Below are 21,737 nucleotides of genomic sequence, written 5' to 3' on the forward strand. Positions count from 1 at the left end.
AAAAAAGACCGCAATATCACAACGCTGTGTATGACTTACATCTTACTGACAACCCGCTTAAGGTGCTGATAATCACCCATTACTGGCAAGCCTGTTAGATAACGGCGCAGCATGTCCATGGCAACCGCTGTAGACATAATACGTACCACCGAGCGACTTCGATTAAACATTTGTAGCTGCTGGCTAAAACACTGCTTGCCGTCGGCCAAGCTAAAACACACTGTGCCTACCGGTTTTTCTTCACTGCCGCCGCCCGGCCCAGCAATGCCGGTGATAGACAGCGCTATGTCGGCTTCACTATGGCGCAATGCACCTTCTGCCATGGCTTGGCTGGTTTGAATAGACACCGCGCCATATTCAGCTAGTAAGGACTCGGGCACGCCAATGCTTTGCTGCTTAGCTTGGTTGCTATAGGTCACAAAGCCACGTTCCACATAGGCAGAACTGCCTGCTACAGCCACCAGCTCACTGGCCAACATGCCGCCGGTGCAGGACTCGGCAAGCACCAGTTTTTTGTTTTGCGCTATCATCAGCTGTTGTAAGTGTAGCGCCCAGTCTGACTGGTCTTCGGAAAATACATGCTCAGCCAAGTGTTCACGTAGCGAATCAATTAACGCAGTAAACTGCGCTTCGGGGCGTGGATAAAAAACTTTCACCTCGATGCTAGGGCGCGCCGAGCGATAACCAAGGCGTGCTCCCTCGGGTAAGGCAAAGCCATCTAAACGATCGCTCAAGGATGATTCAGAAAGGCCAAAAGTATAAAAGCGTTTTACTTCGCCCTGCGCTTGTGGCTGCTGCTTGGCCAGCAGCGGAAACCATTGCTGTTGAAGCATTTGTTTAAACTCGCTGGGCACGCCAGGAGTAAAAATGAGCTGGGCACCGGCATATTCAATAATAAAACCACAGGCGGTACCGATGGGGTTATCCACCAAGGTCGCGCCTTTAGGTAGCATTGCTTGCTTAAGGTTACTGCTAGGCATTGGGGTATCTTGCGCCTGATACCAAGCTTGTAATTTAGCTAACCAATCTTGGTTAAGCTCTAGTTCCGTGCCCAGTAAACGGGCGGCCGCCTCAGCGCTTAAGTCATCAGACGTTGGGCCAAGCCCGCCATTGACCAGTACCCAATCACTACGTTTGGCAGCTTGCGCCATGGCATCCACGATGTCGTCCAAGTTGTCGGCAACAGTTTGTCGGCGACTAAAGCTTAGCCCCATGTCGCTTAAGGCTTGGCCGCACCAAGCCGCATTAGTATCGGCGATGTCACCTTGTAGTACTTCATCGCCGGTACTGAGCATTTCTATTTTCATACTGCTTCCTTAACGCCCGCGATAAAACTGCTTAATTGCCGCCACTAACTGTTGAACATCTTGCTCATTCACATTGAGGTGGGTCACAAAGCGCATCGGCGAGCCAGCCGACATCAAGATCCCCTGCTCGGCCAAGGCACCAGCAAGCGCGGCCGATTGTCCTTTGCGGCACTGGGCGTAAACGATATTGGTTTGCACCGCGCTCGGGTCACAGTCTAGCTCTTCAATGCTGGCTAGCTGCTCGGCCAGCAACAAGGCATTGGCATGGTCATCTGCCAAGCGAGCCACGTTGTTTTCTAAGGCATATAAACCCGCCGCCGCAATAATACCGGCTTGGCGCATACCGCCGCCCAGCATCTTACGAATACGGGTAGCACGAGCAATCAGTTCCTCGCTACCCAATAACAAGGAGCCCACTGGCGCACCCAAGCCTTTAGATAGACAAATGGTAAAGCTATCAAAGGGCGCAATCACTTGGCGCTCATCTTCGCCGCTTTTTACTACCGCATTGAACAAGCGCGCACCGTCGAGGTGAAGACTCAGCTTATGTTGTTCAACGAAGGGGCGTAAGCTCGCCAAATAGGCTTGAGGAAGCACTTTTCCGCCAATGGTATTTTCCAAAGACAATAAGCGCGTTTGCGCGAAATGAAAGTCGTCGGCTTTAATCGCGGCCGCCACCTTGGCTAAATCCAAGCTGCCGTCACTGCTGTTTTCTATTGGCTGTGGTTGTACGCTGCCTAATACCGCCGCACCGCCGCCTTCGTATTTGTAGTTATGTGCTTGTTGGCCACAAATATACTCATCACCACGCTGACAGTGCGCCATAATCGCCAATAGGTTGGCCTGAGTCCCAGAGCTGCAATATAAGGCGGCTTCGGTGCCCATGCGCTCGGCTGCGTAATCCTGCAGGCGATTCACCGTGGGATCATCACCATACACATCATCGCCCACTTCGGCTTGTGCCATTAGCTTGCGCATTGCCTCACTCGGCTGGGTTACGGTATCACTTCTAAAATCACTCATTACTCTGCCTCTTGTTTATTTGCCTGTAACCAAGCCATTGGATCGGGAAACTGAAATTGATAATTTAAACTGCTTTTAATTTTATGATTGCTAATGATTTTGTTGCTACCGCCTTGCTGATCAAACTGGGGAGGCGCCACACCGAGTTGTTGCGCCGCCAGATTATAAAACGCCTGTTTCTGTGGATGCTGATCGCTACAAGCGTTAAAACACTCTCCCCATTGATCGCGATGAATTAAGCGACTAATTAAAGCGATACAATCATCACGATGAATGATATTAACAGGACTACTGGCTCCGCTCACCGTTTTGCCGGATAAAAATCGTCCCGGTTTACGCTGCCCACCCACTAAGCCAGAAAAACGCAAGACACTCGCCTGAAAAGCCTGGCGACTAAGCAAGTCATCTTCAATCTGCTTGAGTGCTTTTCCCGAGTTCGTCTCTGGCTGGCGAGGCGTGGATTCGTCCACTAGACCTTGTTGGGCACCGTATACCGAGGTCGACGAGATAAACAATACACGTTTCACTTGATAGCGCTCGGCGGCATCCAACAAGTGCTGAATTTGCGCAATATGAAATTCAGCAGTATTGGTTTTTCTTCGCGGAGGAATGTTAATAATCAGCAAGTCACAATCGAGCAAGGCAGCGATATTATTTGAGTCAATCTCTGGATTAAGCTCTAGCTGATATGCCTCGATGCCGAGATGATGCAATTCTGCTAACTCTGCTAGTTGACGCCTCGAACCGAGAATGTGAAATCCTTGCTGCAATAGATTTTGTGCTAAGGGCAAGCCCAACCAACCACAGCCAACAATACTAATTCGCTTAATCACCACTTTTCCTTTATATCCCTTGATTTGGCTATTATGCAGTGAAACGCAGGCAAAAAAAAACGACCTAATGAATTAGGTCGTAACAGCAAGTTATTTAGAATTGTTGATACCTAGAAAAGCTAAGTAACTCAATCAACCCTATACAGCGGGAAAGTTTCAATTAAGTCATCTCAAACTCAATTTTTCAAATGCGGCTAACAGTTGCATTCGATGTGAAAACGATACCAGAAAACCTTTTCAACTCAAGCAAAAAAAAAGGCTGCAAGCAGCCTTATTTAGATTTATTGACTTAGATCACAATTTATCTGCAGCCGAGTCGCGCACGATTAATTCTGGGTGGAATTTTAAATCCATGATATTTGGGCCCATTTCATCCCCTTTTGACTCAAGAATATCAATCGCCAATTGCGCCGCACGCTTACCCATGTCTTCAATTGGGTAACGTACCGTGGTTAATTTGGGATGAACAAAACGCGCGTAGTGATTATCGTCGTAACCCACTACCGAAATTTGCCGTGGAATATCAAAACCACGGTCACGTAACGCCGACAAGGCACCTGCCACCATCGAATCGTTGTAACCCACAATGGCGCTAAACTCTACACCACGTTCTAGAAGTTTTTCCACCGCTAGGCTGCCGCCAACCTCATCGGGATAAGCGCGAGCGATCAACTGTTCATTCAAGGGACCGAAACGCTCTTCCATCGCATGACGGTAACCCGATAAACGCTCTACACCATCGGTAAACGATAAGTCGTCAGTAGTAATAAATGCGATGTCTTTATGGCCTTTGTCCAACAAGAAGGTGGTCGCTTTATAACAGCCCTGATGGTTATCTAGATAAACACAGCGATTTTCAAAACCCGGTACTAAACGGTTAATGAAAATGAATGGCGTATCGCAATCAGCAATCTCACGTAGCTCATCATCACTTAAGGCCATGGAGTGAACGATTACCGCGTCACACTGACGTTGTAATAGAATATCAATCGCATGACGTTCTTTTTCTGCGCTATGGTGACCAGACATCACAATGGTGTATTTGTCTGATTCATCCACCACTTCTTCGATGCCTTTCATCATTTGCACAAAGAAAGGACCACCACCTAAATCGCCCACAATCAAACCAATACAGTCTGAACGCTTACTCACAAGAGCCTGAGCAAAGCTATTAGGACGATAGTGCAACTCATCCATCGCTCGAAGCACAGCCTCTCGCTTCTCTGGTGCAACTTGGGCAGTATTGTTAATGACTCGGGATACTGTCGAAATAGACACGTTTGCCAACTGAGAAACGTCTTTAATAGTGGCCAAATTACTTACCCTCTCTTCATCTGCCTGAGCAGAATTAATTTGAAACTTTCACCAAGCAAAACTATACCAAGCCAAAGCAAAACTTGATAGTTAAACTGTGCTTCAGAGTGTAAACTAAGATCAATAAATAGCTATGTAGTTAGCTTCCTTTGCTGCAGAGTTTTATCTGTTTCATCAACTAATTAAGCAAATGAATTATGTCACTGTTAAGTAAAATACGCTGTGCACTTACCTTGGGCCAAGGAGTGTTGCTGTCACCACCGGAGCCCACAGGAACCGAAGACCCCTTCGAACTATTTGAAACATGGTTTAAACAGGCTGAGCAGTCCGGCATTGTGCTGCCTGAATCAATGACCGTATCCTCGGTGGGGGAAGATGGTCGCCCTTCTGCCCGTGTCGTGCTACTTAAAGAGTATGATGAAAAAGGTTTTGTCTTTTATACTAATTATGGCAGTCGCAAAGGCCAAGAATTAGACACTCACCCGCTGGCCTGTCTGACCTTTCATTGGAATATATTGCAGCGTCAAGTTCGCATTGAAGGTCGAGTAGAACGAGTTAGCCACCAGCAATCTGAAAACTACTTTCATAGCCGAGGCCGTGGCAGCCAAGTCGGCGCGTGGGCTAGCCACCAAAGTCAGGTGATTGCTAACCGCGAAGCGCTAGAGCAACAAGTCTCGATGTACAAAGACAAATTTGCCGGTGGCGAAGTGCCACTACCAGAATTTTGGGGGGCTACCGAGTGATCCCCGATTGCATCGAGTTTTGGCAAGGTAAGGCCGACCGCCTGCACGACCGCTTCCGTTACACCAGCGATGCTAAAGGTTGGAAGGTCGACCGTCTTAGCCCTTAGATTTTCCATAGGGATAAGCAAGCTCATTCGGCGTAAGAAACGGACTTAACTGTTGCTTACGCCGATATTGGTACACCAATTGGTAGGCCAGTACGCTTTGTACGTAATGCCGCGTTTCACGAAAGGGGATCGACTCCACCCACACGTCGGCCGGCACATCACCGCGCTCATCTAACCAACGATTCACTCGATGAGGCCCAGCATTGTAAGCTGCGGCAGCTAGAATACGATTCCCTTGATAGCGGTTCATTAAGCCATCGAAGTAGGCGCTGCCTAGGCGAATGTTATCTTCGGGTTCAAACAATTGCTGGCGAGAGCGATAGCTAAAGCCAATTTTTCGTGCCGTTTCTTTAGCAGTAGCGGGCATTAGCTGCATCAAACCGCGCGCCCCCACCGGGCTTTGCGCCAAGGGATACATGGCACTTTCTTGGCGCGCTAGCGCGTACAGCAAACTCGCTTCTAGATGACGTTTATTGGCAAAATACTCAAACTCTTTGCTAAAGCTTAACGGGAAGCGCATTTCTAATTGGTCCCACTGTTTAGCAACGATAGACGCTTGCACTGCCAAGTCCTGCCAGTCATTACTTAGGGCCAGTACCCCTAAATCTAACTGACGCAGTAAACTGGAGCGCCTTAACAGGCCACTCCACTCACTGCGCGCCGAGTAATATTCTTCCAAGGCCAGCAGCTCTTTCACTTTTAACACCGTGGGATGCTGGTTTAATTGCTGTAGTACATCTTGGCTGGTTTGATGACGCTGTTCGCCTAACTGATAGGGCTGCTGTAAAAACTGCGCCGCCAAAAAACCGTAATAACTACGCTCTTTAGCCAGTATCTGTAAGGTCGGCTCGGCTCGCTCTTGCTGGCCTAGAGCCACTAAAGAGCGAGCTTGCCAATAGGTCCAACGTTCGCTGCTTTGTTTAGCTTGCGGCAAACGAGCAATCCACACACCAATTTGCGGCCAATCTAGCTCGGCAATGGCAAGACGGATCCGCCGCTCTATAATGCTACTATCGGGATGCAAGCGCAGTTGCCTATCCGCCCACTTTAATAAGGACGGGCTTGGTTCATCGATCACTCGACGAATTAGGTAGGCTTCCACGTTACGGTAGAGCGCAGTAGATTTAGCGAGTTTTTTTTGCCACCGTTGTAAGTGTTCCACCGCGGCATCTAAGTCTTGGCGCGACAAGCGCTTAATGGCCATCAGGCTAATATCGCGATGGCGAGCAGAGTTGCCCAAGTTTAACTTGCCAGAGCTGATAACCGACATCGGTTTAGCATAGGCCTCTAACAGCAGTTTGGCATCGGCTTTATTGCTACCAGAGTACGGTTTTGCTAGGTATTTTAACAAGCCTAACTGCCTAGCTTGAAAGCTGAGCAAGATGCGTTGCCAACGCAAGTCATTGCTAATTTGTCCTGCTTGCTCCCAGCGCTCAAACAAAGCATCACAAGCCTTGGGGCGTGAACGGCCATACAACCATAACTGCTCCGCGCCCTGCCATGCTTGCTTGTTATTACCTACTTGCAGTTGGGCGTAAAAATGATGGCATTGTAAATCAACGCTATTGGGTTGCTGTGGATAAAAATTGAGATAGGCTTGCCATTGCTCGCGCCTGGCCAGCTCTAACATAAAGCGACGTTGTAGAGCAGAACTTAAATAAGACTGGGGGTTTTGCCTAATAAACTGTTCAACTTGCGCTTGAGTAGCCTGCTGTAACTGACCACGTAACTGGTAATATTGAAGATAATTAAGCAGGGGATAGTCGACCAATTGCGCCATTAAGCGCTCGGCATTTTGCCATTGCTGCTTACGCTGCAGCTCCCGCACATCTTTGTATGACTGCTGCTGGGAAGACAGTTGACTGGCCTGAGCTACACTCAAGCATACCATGCAGCTTACCCACACAACGACTCGCCAATACCGCTGAAACATGATTATGGCGCCCCATTAAACTAAACAACTCGTATTTAGATTAACGCAGCTTCGATTAATCGGCGAGTATATTCTTGCTTAGGCTGAGAAAAAATTTGTTCGGTTTCGCCCTGCTCTATCATCTGTCCATGCTGCATCACCAGCACTCGATGGCACAGTGCTCGCACTACGGCCAAATCATGGCTAATGAACAAGTAGCTAAGGTTATATTTTACTTGCAGTTTTTTTAGTAGCTCTAACAATTGTTTTTGAACCGTGCGGTCTAAAGCCGAGGTGGGTTCGTCCAAAATCAATACCTCAGGCTTTAATACCAAAGCGCGCGCCAAAGAAATACGCTGGCGCTGGCCGCCTGAGAATTCATGCGGATAGCGATGCATGCTGCTAGGCTCTAAGCCTACATCTTGTAAAGCCTGCGCCACCCGCTGCTCAAGTTGCTCTGGCTTAAGTTGAAAATGCAGTTGCAAACCTTCCCCAATGATTTGCAATACCGACATCCGCGGACTGAGACTAGAAAAAGGGTCTTGAAAAACAATTTGCAAATAACGCCGTAGCGGCCGCATTTGCTTCATTTTATATTGGCTAAGCGACTGGTCCTTAAAGTAGATCTCGCCTTCACTGTCGATTAAGCGCAGCACCGCCTGAGCCAAGGTGCTCTTACCCGAACCGCTTTCGCCCACTACGCCTAAGGTTTCCCCTCGATGTAACTTAAAATCAATACCGTCAACCGCTTTGATGTGATCAACCGTGCGTTGCAATAAGCCCCGCTTAATCGGGAACCACACCTTCAACTGCTGAGCTTGTAATAAACACTCTTGCTGAGCTTGCGGTAGTTCGCCGCGCACTGGTTCGGAGTCTAGCAACATTTGGGTATAGGCATGCTGCGGATTTGAGAACAGTTGTTCGGTATGCTCCACTTCCACTAGCTCACCATCTTTCATCACCGCCACTCGGTCAGCATAGTGACGAACTACGTTAAGATCATGGCTAATTAACAATACTGCCATGCCCAACTTTTGCTGCAGTGTTTTGATTAACTCAAGAATTTGCCGTTGAATGGTCACATCCAGTGCCGTGGTAGGTTCATCGGCAATCAGCAACTTAGGTTCCACCGCCAGTGCCATGGCTATCATTACTCGCTGGCGCTGCCCACCAGAAAGCTGATGAGGAAAACTGTTTAAACGCTTTTCCGGTTCACTAATGCCCACTAGGTCCAACAGTTCCAGTACCCGCTTACGCGCCTGTTGTTTACTCAAACCTCGATGAATAAACAACACCTCACTAATTTGCTTTTCCACGCTGTGTAGCGGGTTTAAAGAGCTTAAGGGCTCCTGAAAAATCATCGAGATTTGATCGCCTCGCAAGGCCTGTAGTAAGTGTTTGGCTTGGTTGAGGATCGGTTGCCCTTCTAGATAAACCTCTCCACTAAGCTGGGCGCTTTCACCCAGTAAAGACAAAATAGATAGGGCAGTAACAGACTTACCCGAGCCGCTTTCCCCCACCAAAGCAAACACTTCACCCTGATAGATATCAAAACTGAGCGGCTTCACTACAGTTTGCCCTTGCCCAAAGCTAAGCGATAACTGTTTAACTTCTAACAACTTATTCATTACTCAGCTACCTATATACGCTTTCTTGGATCAAAGGCATCGCGAGCGGCCTCACCAATAAATACCAACAACACCAAAATAACCGACATAGAGAAGAAGGCGGTAACCCCCAGCCACGGAGCTTGTAAGTTGTTTTTACCTTGCGCCACCATTTCCCCTAAGGAAGGAGAGCCCGGTGGCAAACCAAAGCCTAAATAATCCAAACCGGTTAAGGCGGTTAAACCGCCGATGAAAATAAACGGCATAAAGGTGAGCGTGGCGATCATCGCATTGGGCAAAATATGCCTAGCCATAATAGCTCTATCGCCCACCCCAAGAGCACGCGCCGCTTTCACATATTCAAGGTTTCGGCCACGTAAGAATTCGGCGCGCACCACATCCACTAAGCTCATCCAGCTAAACATCAATAAAATAGTTAGCAGCCACCAGAAGCTGGGTTGTACCAAGCTAGATAGTATGATTAACAAGAACATTTGTGGCATGCCAGACCAAATCTCAATAAAGCGTTGGCCAAACAAATCAACGCGTCCGCCAAAATAACCTTGCATTGCGCCCACCGCGACCCCTATCAGCGAACTACTAATCGCCAAGACCAGCGCAAATAAAACTGATAGGCGAAAGCCATATAACAAACGGGCAAATACGTCCCGCCCTTGGTCATCAGTACCCAGCCAATTTTCTGCCGTAGGCGGCGATGGTGAAGGAACGCTTAAGTTAAAATTAATGCTATCGTAAGAAAAACGCACTGGCGGCCATAACATCCAGCCCTGCTGCTGGGTAATCAGCTCTTGAATATAAGGATCGGCATAGTCGGCTTCGATATCTAAATCGCCACCAAAGTCCAGTTCACTGTATTGCTGAAAAATCGGCATCATCCACTGCTGCTGATAGCGGATCACAATCGGTTTGTCGTTCGCCACAAACTCAGCAAATAAGCTGATAAAAAACAACACCAGAAAGATCCAAAAACTCCAATAGCCACGACGGTTCGCCTTAAACTGCGACCAACGACGCTGATTAATTGGACTGGCTTTAATCCGCTGCCACTGTGCAAGTACCCCCATTATTGTCTCCCCTCAAAGTTAATTCGGGGATCAATCAGGGTGTAAGTGATGTCACTAATTAGCTTTAGAATCAGCCCAATTAAAGTCGACATATACAAGGTACCAAACACTACCGGATAATCACGATTCACCACCGCTTCAAAACCGAGTAAACCTAGGCCATCTAGAGAAAAGATCACTTCAATCATAAATGAGCCAGTGAGAAAAATACTGATTAAGGTCGCTGGCAAGCTGGAAATCACCAACAACATGGCATTACGAAATACGTGACCGTACAACACGCCTCGCTCGCTTAAGCCCTTGGCGCGAGCGGTTAATACGTATTGTTTATTAATTTCATCGAGAAAGGAGTTTTTAGTTAACATAGTCAGCGTAGCAAAACTACTGATCACCATCGCCGTGACAGGTAAGGCTAAGTGCCAAAAGTAATCGCCAACTTTACCCAGTAAGCTTAGTTCATCCCAATTGCTTGAAGTAAGGCCACGCAGTGGGAACCAGTCCCAGTAGCTGCCTCCAGCAAACAATACAATCAACATAATGGCAAACAAGAAATTAGGAATGGCAAAACCAATGGTGACTAGGGTTGAACTCCACACATCGAAGCGACTACCGTGCTTTACCGCTTTGCGGATCCCCAGAGGAATGGAAATACCGTAAACCAATAAGGTGGTCCATAAGCCTAGCGATATCGACACCGGCATTTTTTCCAGAATCAATTCCACTACCGAACTGTCTCGATAGAAACTATCACCAAAATCAAAACGTAGATAATTACCCAACATCTCAAAATAACGCTGATGCAAGGGTTTATCAAACCCATAAAGCTGCTCTAGTTCTTGCACCAACTCGGCTGGAAGCCCCTGTGCGCCACGATATTGACTGCTAGAACTTGAACCATTATTAGTTTGAATAATTTCGGTATCAATGCCCGAATCCACTCGTCGAGTAGCGGAGGTATCGATGCCCTGAATTTTAGCAATGGCTTGTTCAACAGGCCCACCAGGGGCCGACTGAATGATGATGAAATTAAGTGTCATAATCCCCAACAAAGTGGGGATCATTAACAATAAGCGACGCAGAATATAGCTAGTCATTGAGGCTTATTCTACCCACCAGCTATCAAGGCCAATACCATATTTAGGGTTGCGAGCAGGACGTTTCAACTTATCCCAATAGGCAACTCGCCAAGCATTTAAATGCCATTGAGGAACCACGTAGTAAGACCATAATAACACTCTATCCAAAGCCCGCGTGGCGGCGATTAACGCGTCTCTGTCGTCAGCCGCAATCACCGCTTCAATAAGCTGGTCGATAACCGGGTCTTTAATGCCGATGATATTTCGTGAACCCACATGATCGGCGGCTTTACTGCCCCAAAAATCGCGTTGCTCGTTCCCCGGAGAGGAGGATTGGCCAAAGCTACCTACCACCATATCAAAATCAAAACTCTGCACTCGATTCACGTATTGCGACACATCCACTAAGCGGATCTCGGTGCTAATGCCGATTTTTTGTAAATTGCGGGTATAGGGTAAAACGATGCGTTCGAAACTTTTTTGATACAGCAAAAACTCAATATGCATTTGCTGGCCTTGAGCGTTCACCAGCTTACCCTTGTCTAATTGCCACCCCGCGCCCTTCAACAAAGCCAAAGCTTCGCGCATTTGCGGACGCACGTTGCCATCACCGCGGGTTTTATCCAAGCTAAACGGAGTAGTAAACAGCTCCTTGGGCAATTGCTCTTTAAACGGACTTAATAAGGCTAACTCTGCCCCTTCAGGTAAACCGGTTGCGGCCAATTCCGAAGCAGCAAAATAACTTTCGGTGCGCTTATAAGCACCATAAAACAATTGCTCATTGGTCCATTCAAAGTCGAATAATAAACCAATGGCTTTACGAATATCCCGCGATTTAAACATCTCACGGCGAGTATTAAATACAAAGCCCTGCATGCCCTGTGGATTTTCGTTTTTCAGTACATCGGTATGCACCTTACCACTGTCAAACATTGGCCCCGTATAGGCAGTTGCCCAATCTTTAGCGCTAGTTTCTAAGCGATAATCAATACGCCCTGCCTTAAATGCTTCTAAAGCTACTGACGAGTCTCGGTAATATTCATAGTTGATTGTAGCGATGTTATAACGCCCGCGATTAATCGCGAGGTCTTTACCCCAGTAATCCTTGACTAGGCTATAACTAACCGAGCGGCCAGTATCGTATTCACTTATTTGATAAGGGCCAGAACCTAAAGGCAGGGTTAAATCGGCTTTAGCAAAATCATGTTGCTGCCAAAAATGTTTAGGCAATATCGGTAGCTGGCCCAAAATCAGCGGTAGCTCTCGGTTTGAACCATCCACAAAATCGAAGCGAACACTTAACTTAGATTCGGCTTTAACCGATTTAACGCTGCCATAATAAGCGCGATAAAATGGTGCACCCTGCTCCATCAATAAATTAAAGGTAAATACCACATCGTCGGCGGTGACCGGTTCACCGTCATGAAAACGCGCTTGTGGGCGCAGATTAAAACGCACCCAAGAGCGATCGGCGGGTAAGTCGATAGTCTCGGCTAATAAGCCGTAGAGGGCGAAGGCTTCATCTTGGTTAGCACTTAATAAGGTATCGTAGATTTGCCCCACTCCAGCGGCGGGATTACCTTTTACGATGAAAGGATTAAATGTATCGAAGGTTCCCTGCGCTTCATGGGTAATACTGCCTTGCTTAGGCGCATTAGGATTAACATAAGGGAGATGAGCGAAGTCTGCAGCTAAGGCGGGGGCTCCGTGCATCACTAAAGCGTGGGAACGCACGAATTGTTCGGCATGGGCAAGGTTAACCAGCAGTAATAAACAAGCCGAAAACAGCCATTTCATGATATGCGCTTCCTTTTGGGTTAATTGAATCATTAACTTAACTAAGATCGAACCCTAGTTATAACCGACTCGCAGCCAAAAGTTAACGGGCTATCGAGCAAATTTCCCTTGAAAGCGTTTAATGTAGCGTTCCATCGCGTCAACGGGAACCGCTTTACTCGATAAGAAGCCCTGATAGAAAGTGCAGCCCTGTTGCTTTAAGTATTCTAGTTGCTGGCGAGTTTCTACCCCTTCGGCAGTCACGGTAAAACCAAGGTGACTGGCCAAGTCAATCACCGCATCCACAATCGCCATGTCACGGCTATCGCGAGGAATGTCACGAATAAACGAGCGATCGATTTTCAATTCATCCACTGGCAAACGTTTTAAATAACTCAAAGACGAATAGCCCGCGCCAAAATCATCGATAGAAAAACGCAAGCCCAGTTCTCTTAACTGCTCCATCTTGCGAATCGTATCTTCAGCATGGCCCAGCACCACTGACTCGGTCACCTCTAAATTAAGCATCGCGCTATCAATATGGTAACGCGACATCAACTCTTCAACTCGTTCGGCAAATTCCGGATGATGGAACTGCTTAGCGCTGACATTGACTGACAGTTCCGGTAATAACAAGCCCATGTCTTGCCATTTGTCCATGTACATACAACTTTGCTCAAGCACCCACATGCCGATATCGATGATTAAATCCGACTCTTCGGCAATTGGAATAAACTCGGTTGGCGAGACTAAACTTTTACCTTCTGGCTGCCAACGTACCAGCGCCTCTGCGCCCACCAATTCGCCAGTGGCTACCATGTGTTGCGGCTGAAAATACAATAACAACTCTTGATTAGCCAAGGCGCCTCGCAGCGCGTTATGCATTTGCAAACGTTTATCGGCCTGGCGCTGCATCGCATCATCAAAAAAGATAACCGTACGTCGTCCCGCCGATTTTGCCTGATACATCGCGGTATCGGCTTGTTTTAATAAATCTTCTGCAGTTTGCCCCTTACCAGGAAACAGGGTAATCCCCACGCTGGCACCAATATGTAAAAACTGCTCATCAAAAGGATAAGGGCTGGAAATGGTCTCAATGAGGCGTTTACCCACAATATTAGCTTGCTGCTCGGCATGCGGGGGCTGTCGCCTAAATCGGCTAGCAATAAAACAAATTCGTCACCACCTAAACGCGCCAATAAATCGCCTTCGCGAATCAAGCCCTGTAAACGGCTTGCCACCTGCTGCAATATCCAATCACCAGCAGCATGGCCTAAAGAATCGTTAATATTCTTAAAATGATCGAGATCGATAAATAACAAGGCGCCAATCACATGCTGCTTTTTGGCCAAACTAAAACAACTGGCTAATTCTTCGCGTAACTTACGACGATTAGGCAAGCCTGTAAGCTCATCAAAGTAGGCTAAATGTTGAATTTGCTGCTCGCTGGCGATGGTGGCGGATATATCTTGCAAGTAAAGTACGTAATGCGACAGCTCTTGACTGGTATTGTATACCGCCGTCATGGTTTCTTGCTGGGTATAAGTTTGACCATTTTTGCGCAGTCGCTGAACTTCCGCTTGATAACGCAGGCTACCGTCGCTGGCCTTTTTCAGTTGCGGTGCAGGATCGGCAAATAAATCCCCTAATGACTGCCCTAAGACCTCGCTTTGTTGATAACCCGTGATTCGTGTAAAAGCCTTATTCACTTTAACAATCCGATAATTAGCATCGCTAATTACCATGCCTTCACTGCTCTCAAAGGCTACCGCGGCTAAGCTTAATGCTTCGGTTTGTTGACACTTTAACAGTTCACTATTTACACGGGCTAAAAATGGCGCCACCAGCGCATTGAGTGTTTGCTCCGCCACTTCCGGCTGAACAAAGCTCAAAGCCAAATAGGCTCGCACGCCGTCACTCTGCTGAATTTGATGCGCCCAAAAACCATGCAGCGGCTGGGCTATTTCAGGTTGAACGCTAGCGTAGTCGGGGTAATCTTCAGCTAAGTTATGACTACACAGTACCGTAGAGTGGCGCATATCAGCCAACAGGCGAGGAGAAACAGGACTTAACTTACCTTTAATAAATTGACCATTTCGCCAATAACGAATACAAGGTAAAGAAGGGGTGCGCGCATCTAAATGAGCGATATAAGCTTCACAAGCGCCTGAATACTCGGCCAACAATTCCAACAGTCGTTCAAAAAAACCATCGCTCGATTGCGTTGCTAAGGCGAGCGCAAGCTCTGATAAAACAGCAGAGAACTGAGCAGGCGTAAACTGAGAATCCAGGGCAGGTATTTGAGGTTTAGCGTCGTGCATAATAAAAAATGTTAAAGCAAGTCGTCCTTGAGCTTATTATTTAAACCTTTGTTATTAACACCAACCGCATGTTATTCATTCCAATGTGCCGAATATCCCTGCCAGTTTCAAGACATTTCAAGCATTTTATAATACTTTTTTCTGCGTCTTCACATTCGTTGATAGAAGCGCAAATTAGTCGTCAGAAATAGTGATCTAGCGCTGGTTTTTTATTTTTTAAAAACGTATTCTGAAATTGAAATAATTACTGAATAGTCTTTGGGAGGCTTATGATTATTGATATTACCAGCAAAACCGTTTCTATCACCCCAAGCATTCGTGAGCACATCGCCACGCGTTTTCAAAAACTAGAGAAAAACCAAATTCCGCTCATTTCGCCAAAAGTAATTATCACCACCGACAATAAGAAGGTAAAAGTCGAAGCCAAAATTAACTTGCCAAATGGTCAACTGTTTGCCAGCGACGAACATCAAGACTTAACAGTTGCGATTAACAATTTGGGGCAAAAGCTGGAACGCCAGCTACATCGCTTCCAGGAAAAGCCGAATGCCCATAGAGCTAGCCGCTCAGGAAAAGACTTCCTACGTCAACCCGAAGAAGCGGATGACAACGAAGTCAGTTCAGATGATGAACAAGCCGCATAAGCTTAACTAAATAAAGTAATACCAAGCCACTATTCGCTTGGTATTACTTGACTTTAGGATGATTGCTTTTTAGTCTGATGCCATGAAACTATTCCACTTCCGATTTTTGTTTGTTTTCTTTTTTACTCCACCCTTTTAGGGAGGCGGACGGAATAGGTGTAAAAACGAAAACACATAGAATCCATAAAGCCTCCTTCTTAGGGGGCTTTTTTGTTAAACAGGGAAAATACACAACATGGCAGATCTTGAGCAAATCCGAACAAAAATAACCGAGCTCGACCAATCGCTATTAACGCTACTTACTGAACGTCGCCAACTCAGTGTTGAAGTCGCTAAAAGTAAAATTGAAACCCCCAAAGCGATTCGTGACCAAGAACGCGAACAAGCCTTGCTGGTTAAGCTTATCACCAAGGGCCGTGAACTGGGCTTAGACGCCCACTATGTGACCCAGCTGTTCCATACCATCATCGAAGATTCAGTGCTTTCCCAGCAAGCCTTCTTACAAGGCATCACCAACCCCGATGAGCAAGCACAAGCGGTTCGCGTTGCCTTCCTAGGCAATAAAGGCTCTTACAGTAATATTGCCACTCACCAATATTTTTCTCGTTATAAAAAGCAAATTGTCGAGTTCGGCTGCAGTGGCTTTCAAGACATTGTAGATACAGTTGAATCCGGGCAAGCTGACTACGGTATGTTGCCCATTGAAAACACCAGCTCGGGCAGCATTAACGAGGTCTATGACGTACTGCAGCATACCAGTTTATCGATAGTGGGTGAGTTATCGATAGCCATCGACCACTGCATTCTGGCTCACCCCAAAGCCAAACTAGAAAATATCACCACCCTGTACGCTCATCCGCAACCCTACGCTCAATGTGGCTTATACCTGCGCACCTTAAACAATACGCGCTTTGATTTTGTTGATAGCTCGTCTAAAGCCATGGAAGTGGTTGCCAACAGTGACGACTTAACTATTGGTGCCATTGGCAGTAAGGTGGGTGGCGAAATGTATGGTTTACAAGCCTTGAAAACCGACATTGCCAACCAGCAACAAAACTTTACTCGCTTCATCGTAGTATCGAGAAAACCGGTTGAGGTGGCTGAGCAGGTTCCCGCCAGAACTACCTTTATTATGTCTACTGCACAACAGCCAGGCTCGCTGGTTGAAGCCCTATTGGTGCTGCGTGAACACGACATTAATATGAGCAAGTTGGAATCGCGCCCAGTACAAGGCAATCCTTGGGAAGAAATGTTTTACGTAGATGTCTCAGCCAATGTTAAGTCGGCACAAATGCAATCTGCTTTAGCCGAGCTGACTCGTCTCACTCGCTACATTAAGGTACTGGGTTGCTACCCTAGTGAAAATGTTGATCCAACCCAAATCCCAGTCGAAGCCTTAGCCCAACCCGCTGAAATCATTCAAGACACGCCTAGCTTAATCAATACCGTTCAAGCTGACGGAGCCTTATCTAGCCGCAGTCATAAAAACGCTGCAACCGTGGTCAGAGTGGCCGATGTGAAAATTGGTGACGGTAGCTTTGTAACTTTTGCCGGCCCCAGCGCGGTGGAATCACAGCAGCAAATCATGCAATCAGCGGCGGCCGCGAAAGAGAGTGGTGCATCAGTACTTGCAGCAGGATGTTATAAACCGCGTAGCTCGCCCTATAGCTTCCAAGGTTTGGGCGAAGAAGGCCTGGGCTATTTAAATGCTGCGGGTAAAAAATACCGCTTACCCACCATGACCGAAGTCAGCTCGGTAGAACAGGTGGCCAGCCTTGCGGCCAAAGTAGACATATTGCATGTTCGCTCGCAACACATGAAAAACTACAACCTGCTTAAAGAACTCGGTAAGTCTACTCGCCCGGTTTTACTTGAGCGCAACAACATGGCTTCGCTAGAAGAATGGTTAAAAGCGGCTGATTATATTCTTGCCCAAGGTAACCAGCAGGTGATTCTTTGTGAAGCGGGAGTAAGAACCCTAGATGGTAAAAACAAAACCACTTTGGATTTAGGCGCAATTAGCTTACTGCGTGAACGTACTCATTTACCGATTTTGGTAAACCCTGTGGAAGCGCTTGAGGAGTTAAGCTCGATTGCCCCCATGGCCAAAGCGGCGAAACAACTTGGCGCCGATGGGATCATTCTTTGCACTCACCCCTCGCCTAGCGATGCCAGAGTTGATGGGGATAAATCTCTGAGCTTCAAGCAGTTACAAAATCTCATGGCCGAGCTGTATTAAGCCATACTCAGAGAATAAAAAAAACCAGCAAATTTGCTGGTTTTTTTATTAATAACGTATCTTAGAAGCGCCCCCGGCCACCGCCGAAGCCTCCCATGCCACCTGGAGGCATCATGCCTTTCATTTGGCTCATCATCTTACGCATGCCGCCTTTACCCGACATTTTCTTCATCATTTTTTGCATCTGGGTAAACTGCTTAAGCAATTTATTCACATCTTGAATTTGCGTGCCTGAACCTGCCGCTATGCGGCGCTTGCGCGAACCCTTAATGATTTCAGGGCGCTGGCGCTCACCGGGTGTCATTGAGTTGATGATTGCTTCCATTTGATTGGTCAGCTTATCATTCATTTGATTTTTAACACTGTCGGGTACTTGTCCCATGCCAGGCAATTTATCCATCATGCCCATCATGCCGCCCATGTTTTTCATTTGCACCAATTGCTCACGAAAATCTTCTAAATCGAAACCTTTACCTTTTTGAACTTTCTTAGCCAGCTTTTGTGCTTGCTCTTTATCAACCTTACGTTCAACTTCTTCGATCAAGGAAAGCACATCGCCCATGCCCAAAATTCGTGAGGCGATACGATCTGGATGGAAAGGCTCTAGGGCGTCAGTTTTTTCGCCCACACCCATAAACTTAATTGGCTTACCGGTGATGTGACGAATCGATAAGGCGGCACCACCACGAGCGTCACCGTCGGTTTTGGTTAAAATCACCCCGGTTAATGGCAGCGCTTGATTAAATGCTTGAGCCGTATTGGCCGCATCTTGGCCGGTCATAGCATCAACCACAAATAAAGTCTCGACCGGATTAACCGCCTGATGCAGGGCTTTAATTTCGTCCATCATGTCTTCATCAACATGCAAACGACCGGCGGTATCCACCAACAGTACATCGGCAAACTGCTTCTTAGCTTCGCTAATCGCACCGTTTACGATATCCACTGGATTTTGCTGTTCTGAGCTAGGGAAGAAAATAACCCCAACCTCAGTAGCCAACGTTTCTAGCTGCTTAATCGCAGCAGGGCGGTAAACGTCAGCGCTCACCACCATTACTTTTTTCTTTTCACGCTCTTTTAAGAACTTGGCAAGTTTGGCCACAGAGGTGGTTTTACCCGCACCTTGCAGACCGGCCATCATTACTACAGCGGGAGGCTGAACGGCTAGGTTTAAGCTCTCGTTCGACTCGCCCATGGCAGCTTCCAGCTCTTGCTGGACAATTTTGACAAAGACCTGGCCTGGGCTAAGGCTTTTGTTAACCTCTTGACCCAGCGCACGCTCTTTTACTTTTTTAACAAACTCACGAACTACCGACAAAGCCACATCGGCTTCGAGTAAGGCCATGCGCACTTCACGCAGGGTATCTTTAATATTGTCTTCAGTTAGTCGGCCACGGCCACTGATGTTTTTTAAGGTTTTCGAGAGTCGATCAGATAAGTTTTCAAACATGCTTTTTCCTGTTGATCAATAGCGAGCAGTGTTTAGCCGCCACATTATACCGAAGCGCCGATATTCTAAAAGCTAATTCTAGCCCTGACTGTTTAGGGCTTGTATACTGAGTCCAAAGATTCAGTAAGTTAGCTCAAATGATGAATGTATTGGTATTCCCTACCACCGTTTTCTATCTGTTAGCCGCCTATGTCTGCATTAGTGGTTTACTCAACAAACAAAGCGCAGCCAATAAATGGTTATGGCTCAGTGCTGGCTGCGCCATGCTATTACATGCTATTTGGGAATTCGAACATCTATTTCTGGCTCAGGGACAAGATTTAAGTATTTTTAATGTTGCCGGCTTAGTCAGCTTGCTGATTGCGATTACCGTCACCAGCCTAACCAAACCCTTTAAACTGTGGTTTGTATTACCAGTGGTTTACCTGTTTGCCATTATTAGCATGCTGCTAGCGGTATTAATCCCTAGCGATTACATCATTCATCTAGAACTTAAACCTCAGGTACTGATCCACATTAGTGTGGCATTGGCGGCTTTTACTGTATTAATGATTGCCAGCCTTTATGCACTGCAAATGGCCTATTTAGATTGGACCTTGAAACGCCACAAGCCCGGCGCCATCCACCCTGCCATGCCTTCATTAATGGGCTTAGAAAAACAACTATTTACGCTGATTCGCGTGGGCTGGATCTTACTGACTATTTCGCTGTTCAGTGGTTTTATATTCTTAACCGACTTCTTCGCTCACGGGCGCGGCCATAAAGCCATCTTTAGTTTAATCGCTTGGGCCATCTACTCCAGCTTGTTATGGGGACACCATTATCGCGGCTGGCGTGGCAAAACAGTGGTGATAATGACGGTAATTGGTTCAATCTTGCTAAGTTTGGCCTATTTTGGCTCACGCTTTGTTAAGGAAATCCTACTCAGCTAAAATCATACCTTGACAGCCCTTCAAGGCTACATTTAAATTAGAGCCGTTATATTAATCAAGGATTCTCCTGCTTGGACGACATATCGACGAGTAGCTTGCTACTACTCTTATTGTTCCTCATTATTTGTTCTGCTTTTTTCTCTAGCTCCGAAACTGGGATGATGTCGCTTAATCGCTATCGTCTTCGTCATTTGGTTAATACCAAACATAAAGCGGCCCAACGTGTAGACAAATTACTTAACCGCCCCGACCGACTGATTGGGCTTATTCTTATTGGCAACAACCTAGTCAATATTTTTGCCTCAGCCATCGCCACCATTATTGGCTTACGCTTGTTTGGCGATGTAGGCGTTGCCATTGCCACCTTGGCACTGACTTTTGTGATCCTCATTTTTGCAGAAGTCACCCCAAAAACCATGGCGGCCTTATATCCAGAACGCATCGCTTTTCCTGCTTCTTTGTTATTAAGACCATTAATGAAGCTGCTGTTCCCCGCAATTTGGGCGACCAACGGCGTCACCAATGGCCTGCTGCGTATACTGGGCGTAAACCCTAACAATAAAGATGACGAAGCGCTTAACCCAGAAGAGCTACGCACGGTGGTGGATGAAGCAGGCGCGCTGATCCCCAAACGCCACCAAGACATGTTGCTAAGCATTCTTGACCTAGAAAAAGTCACGGTTGACGACATCATGATTCCGCGCAACGAAATCGCGGCCATCGACATTAATGATGACTGGGAAACCATACTTCGCCAGCTCACCCAAAGCACCCACACCAAAATCTTGCTGTATCGCGATAATATCGATGACTCAGTGGGCTTTGTTCATTCTCGTGATGCGCTGCGGCTGTTATCGCGTGAGCAGTTTGATAAAACCTCCATGCTACGCGCAGCCAAAGAGATCTACTTCATTCCAGAGGGAACGCCGCTTAACGTACAACTATTGAAGTTTCAGCGACGTAAAGAACGCATTGGTTTAATTGTTGATGAATACGGTGACATTCAAGGTTTGGTCACCCTGGAAGATATTCTAGAAGAAATTGTCGGTGATTTTACCACCAGCATGGCACCTGCGCCCAGTGAAGAAATCCACCCGCAAATCGACGGTAGCTACCTTATTGAAGGCGCAGTAAACATTCGCGACCTAAATAAGGAAATGAGTTGGAGCTTGCCTACCGATGGGCCGAAAACCCTTAACGGACTGATCATTGAATATTTGGAAGACATTCCCGATAGCAATTTATGCCTACGCTTAGCCGGCTATCCAATAGAAATCGTCGAAATCGAAAACAATACCGTGAGCTTAGCTAGAGTGATGCCCGCCTTCTACAGCAAGCCTAAAAGCAGAAATTTATAAGCGCTTAAGT

General features: G+C 46.9%; 16 protein-coding genes, 1 pseudogene and 1 other annotated feature. Of the genes and pseudogenes, 5 read left to right on the forward strand and 12 right to left on the reverse strand.

Annotated features, from left to right (window positions below; translation table 11 throughout):
* Window positions 1-35 precede the first annotated feature (35 nt).
* From AR383_RS05985 to AR383_RS06000, 4 genes are all read right to left on the reverse strand, one after another.
* Window positions 36-1,307, reverse strand: a complete 1,272-nt coding sequence (locus tag AR383_RS05985; RefSeq protein WP_055732319.1) for a CinA family nicotinamide mononucleotide deamidase-related protein — start codon at window positions 1,305-1,307, stop codon at window positions 36-38.
* Window positions 1,308-1,316: 9 nt separating this feature from the next.
* On the reverse strand, window positions 1,317-2,330 hold the full coding sequence (gene ltaE / locus AR383_RS05990) for a low-specificity L-threonine aldolase (protein WP_055732320.1): 1,014 nt from the start codon (window positions 2,328-2,330) through the stop codon (window positions 1,317-1,319).
* On the reverse strand, window positions 2,330-3,163 hold the full coding sequence (locus AR383_RS05995; RefSeq protein ID WP_055732321.1) for an SDR family oxidoreductase: 834 nt from the start codon (window positions 3,161-3,163) through the stop codon (window positions 2,330-2,332). The genes ltaE and AR383_RS05995 overlap by 1 nt, the downstream gene beginning before the upstream one ends.
* A 294-nt stretch (window positions 3,164-3,457) precedes the next feature.
* On the reverse strand, window positions 3,458-4,477 hold the full coding sequence (locus AR383_RS06000; protein ID WP_055732322.1) for a LacI family DNA-binding transcriptional regulator: 1,020 nt from the start codon (window positions 4,475-4,477) through the stop codon (window positions 3,458-3,460).
* Window positions 4,478-4,674: 197 nt separating this feature from the next.
* Here AR383_RS06000 and pdxH point away from each other — a divergent pair.
* Window positions 4,675-5,327: pseudogene (gene pdxH / locus AR383_RS06005) on the forward strand (pyridoxamine 5'-phosphate oxidase).
* Here the strand turns inward: pdxH and AR383_RS06010 are convergent.
* From AR383_RS06010 to AR383_RS22515, 7 genes are all read right to left on the reverse strand, one after another.
* Window positions 5,317-7,260, reverse strand: a complete 1,944-nt coding sequence (locus AR383_RS06010) for a transglycosylase SLT domain-containing protein (RefSeq protein ID WP_083481511.1) — start codon at window positions 7,258-7,260, stop codon at window positions 5,317-5,319. The pseudogene pdxH and the gene AR383_RS06010 sit on opposite strands and share 11 nt — an antisense overlap.
* A 35-nt stretch (window positions 7,261-7,295) precedes the next feature.
* Complete coding sequence (locus AR383_RS06015; protein WP_055732324.1) at window positions 7,296-8,867, reverse strand: ABC transporter ATP-binding protein; 1,572 nt, start codon at window positions 8,865-8,867, stop codon at window positions 7,296-7,298.
* A gap of 11 nt (window positions 8,868-8,878) precedes the next feature.
* Window positions 8,879-9,931, reverse strand: coding sequence for an ABC transporter permease (locus tag AR383_RS06020; RefSeq protein ID WP_055732325.1), 1,053 nt, complete (start codon window positions 9,929-9,931; stop codon window positions 8,879-8,881).
* Window positions 9,931-11,025, reverse strand: a complete 1,095-nt coding sequence (locus AR383_RS06025; RefSeq protein ID WP_055732326.1) for a microcin C ABC transporter permease YejB — start codon at window positions 11,023-11,025, stop codon at window positions 9,931-9,933. The genes AR383_RS06020 and AR383_RS06025 overlap by 1 nt, the downstream gene beginning before the upstream one ends.
* 6 nt (window positions 11,026-11,031) lie before the next feature.
* Window positions 11,032-12,804 carry an extracellular solute-binding protein gene (locus tag AR383_RS06030; protein ID WP_229711114.1) on the reverse strand — a complete coding sequence of 591 codons (1,773 nt, stop codon included), beginning with the start codon at window positions 12,802-12,804 and terminating at the stop codon, window positions 11,032-11,034.
* A gap of 90 nt (window positions 12,805-12,894) precedes the next feature.
* Window positions 12,895-13,881 carry a putative bifunctional diguanylate cyclase/phosphodiesterase gene (locus AR383_RS21955; protein ID WP_269465147.1) on the reverse strand — a complete coding sequence of 329 codons (987 nt, stop codon included), beginning with the start codon at window positions 13,879-13,881 and terminating at the stop codon, window positions 12,895-12,897.
* Complete coding sequence (locus AR383_RS22515) at window positions 13,770-15,104, reverse strand: sensor domain-containing diguanylate cyclase (RefSeq protein ID WP_055732328.1); 1,335 nt, start codon at window positions 15,102-15,104, stop codon at window positions 13,770-13,772. The genes AR383_RS21955 and AR383_RS22515 overlap by 112 nt, the downstream gene beginning before the upstream one ends.
* A 269-nt stretch (window positions 15,105-15,373) precedes the next feature.
* On the opposite strand from AR383_RS22515, the gene hpf reads away from it, so the two are divergent.
* Together hpf and aroF are read left to right on the forward strand one after the other, a co-directional pair.
* On the forward strand, window positions 15,374-15,748 hold the full coding sequence (gene hpf, locus AR383_RS06045; protein WP_055732329.1) for a ribosome hibernation-promoting factor, HPF/YfiA family: 375 nt from the start codon (window positions 15,374-15,376) through the stop codon (window positions 15,746-15,748).
* Between the two features lie 86 nt (window positions 15,749-15,834).
* Window positions 15,835-15,963 (forward strand) — a sequence feature (Phe leader region).
* Window positions 15,964-15,983: 20 nt separating this feature from the next.
* Entirely contained in the window at window positions 15,984-17,987 is a 2,004-nt protein-coding gene (gene aroF / locus AR383_RS06050; protein ID WP_055732330.1) for a 3-deoxy-7-phosphoheptulonate synthase, read from the forward strand.
* Window positions 17,988-18,048: 61 nt separating this feature from the next.
* Here aroF and ffh read toward each other — a convergent pair whose 3' ends face one another.
* Window positions 18,049-19,437, reverse strand: coding sequence for a signal recognition particle protein (gene ffh / locus AR383_RS06055; protein WP_055732331.1), 1,389 nt, complete (start codon window positions 19,435-19,437; stop codon window positions 18,049-18,051).
* 137 nt (window positions 19,438-19,574) lie between these two features.
* Here ffh and AR383_RS06060 point away from each other — a divergent pair, with 137 nt between their 5' ends.
* Together AR383_RS06060 and AR383_RS06065 are read left to right on the forward strand one after the other, a co-directional pair.
* On the forward strand, window positions 19,575-20,369 hold the full coding sequence (locus AR383_RS06060; RefSeq protein ID WP_157051654.1) for a cytochrome C assembly family protein: 795 nt from the start codon (window positions 19,575-19,577) through the stop codon (window positions 20,367-20,369).
* Window positions 20,370-20,440: 71 nt separating this feature from the next.
* Window positions 20,441-21,727: an HlyC/CorC family transporter gene (locus AR383_RS06065; protein WP_055732333.1), complete on the forward strand. Its 1,287-nt coding sequence runs from the start codon at window positions 20,441-20,443 to the stop codon at window positions 21,725-21,727.
* The last annotated feature ends 10 nt before the right edge of the window (window positions 21,728-21,737 follow it).

It is taken from the genome of Agarivorans gilvus, from assembly GCF_001420915.1.
GTDB classification, from domain to species: domain Bacteria; phylum Pseudomonadota; class Gammaproteobacteria; order Enterobacterales; family Celerinatantimonadaceae; genus Agarivorans; species Agarivorans gilvus.